The sequence below is a fragment of the Streptococcus oralis genome (assembly GCF_001075875.1).
GTDB lineage: Bacteria > Bacillota > Bacilli > Lactobacillales > Streptococcaceae > Streptococcus > Streptococcus oralis_I.
Window position 1 is genome coordinate 1 of sequence record NZ_JUOS01000152.1, and the last position, 7,198, is coordinate 7,198.

Here is a 7,198-nt window from a genome sequence, read left to right on the forward strand (position 1 = left end):
AATCAAATTCAAATTCAAAATCATTCCAGATTTCTTGATTTAAAATATGGATGAGAATGTCTTTGAAGAAGGGGATAATTTTTGTTTCAGTCTGATTTAACTGAAGATGACCAGATGAAAGGCGAGCTACTATATTTAAGTCATTTAAAACATTTTGGATGTAATAGGATTCCGTCAATATTGGGCGAATATGTTTTTTAGACTGTGTATCTAGTTCAGAATCATTTAACAAGGACGCGTTAGAAATGATGACAGAAAGAGGTGTTTTGATATCGTGTGCAATACCTGAAATCCATTGCTCTTTAAAGACTTCATTCTCTTTGAGTAGAGTATCGGTTTGATTAATTGCAGTTGTAAGATATTCTAGTTCTGATATAGAATTTATTGGATTTTTTAAACCATATGGGAGATTCTGAATAGCAGTTACAAGAGGCACAATTTTACGATTGATATGCGTCACGCCATAGTAGTAAAGAAGAGCGAAATAAAGGCAGTTGAAAAGCAATACTCCAAATGCTATTAGTGGAAACAGGCGAATACTATCTATATCTAAGTAATTAAAACTATAACGAGCAATTTTATCTTTTGGAAAACCAACAACAATGATGTATCCACCTTTTATCTGACTAAAAACAGGATAATCTGAAAGATAATAGCGAGAAAACTGTAAAATGTCCCCGTAGTCAAATTGCGAAGGAACTTCTGTAGGTTTATACTGTTCGTACACTTGTTTTCCAGTCTGCTTATCCAATACCATGAGCCATAACTTTTGTTCTTTTAGACTAGAAATATCATTTTCAGGTATGTGGACGTTATTATTTGTGATGGTAATGTGTTCAGAAATTATTTTCACAGTCTCAGTAGCAGTTTGCTTTTTACTAATGTAGAAAACAAAACTGGCAATTAGAATAATATTGGTAATAAAGATAATGATGGAAGAAAAGATAAATTTCTTTAGTGAATACCTTAAAATTTTGGTTTGATTCATAATCATGATAACAATTTATATCCTAGCCCTTTAGCTGTCTTTAAATATTGAGGTTTTGAAGGATTTTCTTCTATTTTTTCTCGAATTTTCCGAATATGTACAGTCAAAGAGTTTTCATAACCAAAGCTATCCACTCCCCAAATCGTATCACAGAGAGATTCGGTTGAAACGATGTAATTTTTATTATCGTAAAGTTTTTTCAAAATCTGAATTTCAATTGGCGTAATAGAAATTTCTGCTCCATTTTTTTGTACTGTTGCATTCCGAAAACTCACCAAAGTCTGTCCAATCTGTATTGTTTCCTGTTCTGATTTATAACTTCTACGGAGCAGAGCCATAATACGATAGATAAGATTTTTTGGAATGAAGGGTTTCATGATATAATCATCACCACCAGCATTGAAACCAGCTATCTCATCTTCAGGATTATTTTTGGCAGTTAGAAAGAGGATAGGAGTATCGCCTTTTTTTCGGATATGTTTTGCTAATGTGTAGCCATCACCATCGGGGAGCATAATGTCCAAAAGGAAAAGATCGAACTGATCTGTTTCAATCATGTCCAAACTAGATTCTATATCATAGGCTGATGTTAGATTGGAAAATCCGTAGGCAGTGAGAATATCTCTTATGGAAGAGTTTAAAATTTTATCGTCATCAATGATAAGGATGTGCTTATTCAGGAGCTGTTGTTCGAAATTCATAATCTTACCTCGCTTATCTATATTATACCATTTAAAAGAGTGAAAAAAGCAAGATACTTTAATCTTAATGTAAAATTAAGGTTAGCTTAGTTTAAAATTAATCTAGCATGTCTATAATAAAGACATAACCTAGATAGAGATACTTCTCAAATAAATTTTAATCAGTGAGGTATTTCCAAATGGCTAAACAACAAATGAATCTCGTTGAGGAGGAAGTTCATAATGATTAGTAATGTTTTACAGATAAAAAACTTACAAAAGGTATTTAAGGACACTCAGGTAGTTAACCTTAGTTCCTTATCAGTTCAACAAGGTGAGATTTATGGTTTTCTAGGTCCAAATGGAGCTGGGAAAACAACAACCATGAAGATGATTTTGTCTTTGATTTCTCGTACAGATGGGGAGATTGAAGTGTTCGGTCAATCTATAGGTACGGACAAGCAGTATCTTAATCAGATTGGCTCTATGATTGAAGAACCGTCTTATTATCCTAATTTGACAGGCTATGAAAATCTCTTGGTCTTTCAAAAAATCCTTGGATTTGATAAGAAAAACATTCAGGAAACCTTGAAAATTGTGGGGTTAGATCAACCTAAAAACAAGAAAAAATTGGTTAAAGATTATTCTCTGGGTATGAAACAGCGCTTGGCTTTAGCCTTTGCCTTAGTCAAGAAACCGCGTTTGTTGATACTGGATGAGCCAACAAACGGGCTAGACCCAGCAGGGATTCATGAAATTCGGGAACTGATTATCAAGTTGGCAAAAGAACAGGGCATTACTGTCTTCATCTCTACCCATATCCTTTCTGAAGTAGAGCATATCGCTGACCGTGTGGGGATTATCAATCATGGTCAACTGGTTTACGAGGGAGAAATTCGTAAAATTCAGTCCAATAAATGGCTGGAAGTGCGTGGGGATTTTAGAGGTCGACGTGAAGTCATTAGCCAAGTGTTATTTGGTTATCCGTGCAAGATCTTAGAGATACAAGAGGATAAACTCAAGCTGACTAACCTTGCCGATCAGGAGATTTCTAGTTTGTTACGAGATTTAATAGTCGAGAAAGTTCCAATTTATGAAGTGAAGCAAGAACAAGAAACCTTGGAATCTATCTTCCTCAACTTAACCAAGGAGTGAGTCTTATGTTGAATAATTTGTCTATTGAATTGCTCAAGGCAAAACGAACCAAATCCTTCCTCATTAGCATACTAGTTATGGGAGTCGGTTTTGCTTGGGCAATTGCAGCCGCTACACGCTACCTAAGTAATCCAGACATGCACCAGATTAGTCTAATTTTCTATATGATAAAAGAAGTAAATGGCCTGATTCTCCCAATTGTGGTTGCTCTCTTTGTATCGCGGATTGTCAAGAACGAGAAGGAGGGCAACACTTTTAAACTGCTTTTGGCAAATGGTGAAAATGTACGTCATATTTTTCTGAGTAAGCTTGGCTTGACTATGTTCGTTTTGACCTTTCTCGCTTTTTTGGAGGGAGTAGTAGTCCAGTTGATTGCAATCTTATCTGGTCTAGAAACGCCTATTAGCCTAATCATCTGGCAAATCGTCATTTTCTTGCTAGCATCTTTTGTCTTAACCTGTCTGTTTTTGACTTTGCAGTTTTTACTGAAAAAGCAGGCATTGATAATGGCATTAGGGATTTTCGGAGGATTTCTTGGAGTTGGATTTGGTCATGCAACAGCTTTTCTACAGCTGATTTTCCCATTTGGTGGTATAGCATATCTGTCTCTGGTGGATTACCAGAAAGTCGCCAGTCAAGTGAGTTATGTTTTGGCGACAAACCTAGGATTTAAACTCTTTACATATTTGCCAATAGCCCTAATCTATCTCTTCTTATCTCTCTATCTAGTTGAAAAGAAAGGAGGCAAGCTATGATGTCTTATCTATCAGTAGAATGGCGGAAAACCCAAAAATTTTCCATGTTGATGATTGGTATTTTCTTCTTAGCTTTTTGTAGCCTGATTGGTCTTGGTATTTACTTAGGTGCAGCTTATTCTATGGTTGCAGAAAGTGAAAAAGTGCCTGTTTTATGGGGACAATTGACCTTCTATTATAGCCAGCTTTTCTTTCCGATTTTGGTCAGCATTTATGTAGCCATGATGTTAGGAAAAGAGTTTGATAGGAAAAATATTGAATTTCTCAGAGCTAATAATGTCAGTCTTGGGAAATTATTGTTGGCAAAAGAAATAGTAATTATCTTGTTTATTGCTGTTTTACAGTTGTTCTTGTTTGGTATTTTTTATGTCAGTGCTCACCTAATTCATTTAGAAATTTCTAATTTGTTCACCTACCTTAAGTGGGATTTATTGGGGATTTTTGGAACAATTAGTATGATGGCAGTACAGTTTTTTGTGACAGCTAAAACTCGTGTTTTTAGTAAATCTGTGGGAATTGGTTCTATTGGTACTTTCGTAGGATTCATGATGATTTTTGTATCTGATAAATTATCTTTAATCTATCCCTACTCCCAAGCTATGGTGGCAATGCGGTCACGGAATTTGATAGACTTTAATTTAGTGGAAATATTGCTGTTTATCATTGTAAATATTCTTCTGTGGGGGATTTTTCATACATTGAGTAATAAAGAATTGCATAAGTAATGCGAAGACTCTTCGGAGTCTTTTTCTTGTGATAAAAGCTCCAAGCTTTATCTGGTATGCTTGACCTAGTTTTTATAGAAAGAAGGTCTAAGATGTTAAATAAAGTCAAAACTAAATCCTTAATTAGTGTTGGAGCAGTGGCTGCAACTAGCTTTATTCTCTGCAATCTTGGCAGTAATCAGACATCAAAAACCGCTCTGCTGAGCGGTTTTTGATGTATCCATTTCTTCTACAACACCCAAGTTCGAATGGCATGAGCAACGCCTGATTCGTCATTAGATTTAGTGATGTATTTGGCGATTTTTTTGAGTTCTGGATTTCCGTTTTCCATAACAACGGGGTTACCAACAACTTCAAGCATGGCACGGTCATTTTCCTCGTCACCGATAGCCATAGTTTCATCCTTGTTCAAACCGAGTTTCTCAGCTAAGTGAGTGATAGCTGAACCCTTGTCTACACCTTTTTTGAGAAGTTCGAGGTAGAAAGGAGCAGATTTGTTGATAGAGTAGCGGTCGTAAAATTCTGCTGGAATCTTTTCAATAGCAGCATCCAGAATTTCAGGTTCATCGATAAACATACACTTGACGATTTCCTTATCAGCCATTTCTTCAGGTGTACGATAGAAGATTGGCATGCTGACGAGGGTTGATTCGTGAACAGTGTATTTTCCGATATTGCGATTGGCTGTGTAGATGCCATCCTTGGTAATGGCATGCATATGGACACCGAGCTTACGACTGAGGAATTCCATATCTAGATAATCCTCGTAAGTCAAGGATTCGCTGATAATTTCATGACCTGTAGCGGTTTCTTGAACAAGGGCACCGTTGAAGGTCACTACATAATCATCCTCATCTCTTAATTTCAAGTCATCTAAAAGTTTGGCAACTCCTGCGATAGGGCGACCAGTTGCAATCATAACTTTGACACCAGCTTGTTTGGCATCTTGGATGGCAGAAAAGACTTCAGGAGTGATCTCCTTTTGACTGTTGACAAGGGTTCCATCGATATCGACGGCGATTAGTTTAATACTCATATAGTTCCTCTTTTAGTTTTTATTTGGTTTAAAATGATCGTTTTCAATCAAGTGTAAAAATTGCTGAGTGATGCTTGCAAAGATGCTGTTTTGATCCAACATTTCTTTTGGGAAATAGAAACGATTATCTCCGTGGCGACTGCCAGCAAGGGATTGAACGATAGGAGAAAGGCTAGAGAGTTCTGCTAGTTCTCCATTTTTTTGTATAATCTCAATCTGAGTTCGTGGATTTTCAGATTCAGGACGATAGATATCATAAGGGAGGTCAAAGTTCTTATGGATAGCTGTGTAATAGTCAGGATCAAAGCCGATATCTTCTACCAGTTTTCTCATAGATGCAAGCTGTTCTTGATCTTCTTGTGAAAAGGTGATTGATTTAAAGACCTTGCGATTGACAAAGCGTTGTGACAGGTCAGCTAAAATCTTGTCAGAACTGGTCATCCATAGTTGGAAATAGGTATTCATAACTCCGTCATCCAAAGATAGATAGTCAGCTAAGCTAACATTTTTTTCGAAAAATGGCAGTAGATGTGGGGATGTCAGTGTAAAGAAGTCCTTGTTTCCTGGATAAAGTTCTTTAGCACGTTTCAAAAGATTTTGCAGAAGGACTTCCATAGCACGTGTTGCTGGATGGAAATATACCTGCATATACATTTGATAGCGACTAAGAACATAGTCTTCGATGGCATGCATCCCGTTTCGTTGAAAAGCAATTCCATTTTCGATAGGGCGAATAACTCGTAGGATACGTGTCAGGTCGAATTCTCCATAGGAAGCACCTGTAAAGTAGGAGTCTCGCAAGAGATAGTCCATGCGGTCTGCATCGATTTGACTCGAAATCAATTGGACCACCTGCTTATTTGGATAAGTATGGTCTATAACACTAGCTACCTTTTCAGGGAAATCTGGAGCTACCTGTAAAAGAACCTGGTGAATCTCTGTTTCGGGGCTTTGGATAATTTCCTGCGTAATCGCCTCATGATCGGTATCAAAGAGATTTTCAAAAGTATGCGAATAGGCACCATGTCCTAGGTCATGAAGGAGTGCTGCAGTCATGGTTAGGAGGGACTCCGAAGGATCCCATTCCTTAGGATACTTTTCCTCAAAAATCTCGGTGATGCGACGTGCAATCTCGTAAACACCCAGACAGTGAGAGAAACGACTATGTTCTCCACCATGAAAGGTATAACTAGATGTGCCGAGCTGCTTGATACGACGAAGCCGTTGAAATTCTTTGGTATTGATTAAGTCATAGATAATCTGATTATCAACATGGATATAATTGTGAACAGGGTCACGAAATACTTTTTCATTCATAAAACCATTATAGCAAAAAGCTACAGTTTTTGGTAAAATAGTAGGATAAGAGTGTAGAAAGAGGACTTGAAGTGAAGATTCGAATGAGAAATACCATCCAATTTGATGAACAATTGGAAGTGATCGACCAACTTTATGACGTTGAGTTACGCGAGAAAGGTGATTTTTCCTACCTCCTTTTTTACAATGAGGAGAAGGAAAAAGTGGTGCTCAAGTTTAATGATACAGAGTTGGTGATGTCTCGATTTTCCAATCCTAAGACCATCATGCGTTTTCTGAAGGAAGCTGATAGTTTAGCCTATATTCCTACACCAATGGGGATACAGGAGTTTATCATCCAAACAAGCCATTATCAAGTTGATCAACAAAAGATTGAACTAGCCTATCAACTACAAAACAAAGAAGGAAATCCATTTGCGGACTATCGCTTAGAAATTACTTGGGGATAAGAAAAGAGGCTGGGACAAAAGTCCTAGCCTCTAAATTGTCTTTGGATTGTTGAGCAAGACGCAGTGGTTGAGTGGGCTCTACTACGCTGATTT

Annotated in this window: 8 protein-coding genes and 1 pseudogene; 5 read left to right on the top strand and 4 right to left on the bottom strand. The window is 37.1% G+C overall.

What is annotated here, in order from left to right; genetic code table 11:
• Both ADM33_RS08500 and ADM33_RS08505 read right to left on the bottom strand, forming a co-directional pair.
• Positions 1–994, bottom strand: a 994-nt coding sequence (locus ADM33_RS08500; protein WP_049504515.1) for a sensor histidine kinase, incomplete at its 3' end; no start/stop codon positions are given.
• Positions 991–1,689, bottom strand: a complete 699-nt coding sequence (locus ADM33_RS08505; RefSeq protein ID WP_049504517.1) for a response regulator transcription factor — start codon at positions 1,687–1,689, stop codon at positions 991–993. The genes ADM33_RS08505 and ADM33_RS08500, both read right to left, overlap by 4 nt.
• A 222-nt stretch (positions 1,690–1,911) precedes the next feature.
• On the opposite strand from ADM33_RS08505, the gene ADM33_RS08510 reads away from it, so the two are divergent.
• From ADM33_RS08510 to ADM33_RS11330, 4 genes and pseudogenes are all read left to right on the top strand, one after another.
• Complete coding sequence (locus ADM33_RS08510; RefSeq protein ID WP_080982718.1) at positions 1,912–2,823, top strand: ABC transporter ATP-binding protein; 912 nt, start codon at positions 1,912–1,914, stop codon at positions 2,821–2,823.
• Between the two features lie 5 nt (positions 2,824–2,828).
• The gene (locus ADM33_RS08515; RefSeq protein ID WP_049504518.1) at positions 2,829–3,578 is read left to right on the top strand and encodes an ABC transporter permease; all 750 of its coding nucleotides are present in this window, start codon (positions 2,829–2,831) and stop codon (positions 3,576–3,578) included.
• On the top strand, positions 3,575–4,303 hold the full coding sequence (locus ADM33_RS08520) for an ABC transporter permease (RefSeq protein ID WP_006149384.1): 729 nt from the start codon (positions 3,575–3,577) through the stop codon (positions 4,301–4,303). The genes ADM33_RS08515 and ADM33_RS08520 overlap by 4 nt, the downstream gene beginning before the upstream one ends.
• A gap of 92 nt (positions 4,304–4,395) precedes the next feature.
• Positions 4,396–4,494 (top strand): annotated as a pseudogene (locus ADM33_RS11330) (peptidylprolyl isomerase); the annotation flags it as partial.
• A gap of 38 nt (positions 4,495–4,532) precedes the next feature.
• On the opposite strand, the gene yidA reads toward ADM33_RS11330, so the two are convergent.
• Both yidA and ADM33_RS08530 read right to left on the bottom strand, forming a co-directional pair.
• Complete coding sequence (yidA, locus tag ADM33_RS08525; protein ID WP_049504520.1) at positions 4,533–5,339, bottom strand: sugar-phosphatase; 807 nt, start codon at positions 5,337–5,339, stop codon at positions 4,533–4,535.
• Positions 5,340–5,351: 12 nt separating this feature from the next.
• On the bottom strand, positions 5,352–6,656 hold the full coding sequence (locus tag ADM33_RS08530; RefSeq protein WP_049504521.1) for an HD domain-containing protein: 1,305 nt from the start codon (positions 6,654–6,656) through the stop codon (positions 5,352–5,354).
• A gap of 71 nt (positions 6,657–6,727) precedes the next feature.
• Here ADM33_RS08530 and ADM33_RS08535 point away from each other — a divergent pair, with 71 nt between their 5' ends.
• Positions 6,728–7,105, top strand: coding sequence for a DUF1934 domain-containing protein (locus tag ADM33_RS08535; protein WP_152906828.1), 378 nt, complete (start codon positions 6,728–6,730; stop codon positions 7,103–7,105).
• The last annotated feature ends 93 nt before the right edge of the window (positions 7,106–7,198 follow it).

Bases quoted from the DNA above. Each gene is read 5' to 3' on its own strand.
- ADM33_RS08515 (WP_049504518.1), top strand. From the start codon at position 2,829: ATGTTGAATAATTTGTCTATTGAATTGCTCAAGGCAAAACGAACCAAA.
- yidA (WP_049504520.1), bottom strand. From the start codon at position 5,339: ATGAGTATTAAACTAATCGCCGTCGATATCGATGGAACCCTTGTCAAC.
- ADM33_RS08530 (WP_049504521.1), bottom strand. From the start codon at position 6,656: ATGAATGAAAAAGTATTTCGTGACCCTGTTCACAATTATATCCATGTT.
- ADM33_RS08520 (WP_006149384.1), top strand. From the start codon at position 3,575: ATGATGTCTTATCTATCAGTAGAATGGCGGAAAACCCAAAAATTTTCC.
- ADM33_RS08510 (WP_080982718.1), top strand. From the start codon at position 1,912: ATGATTAGTAATGTTTTACAGATAAAAAACTTACAAAAGGTATTTAAG.
- ADM33_RS08505 (WP_049504517.1), bottom strand. From the start codon at position 1,689: ATGAATTTCGAACAACAGCTCCTGAATAAGCACATCCTTATCATTGAT.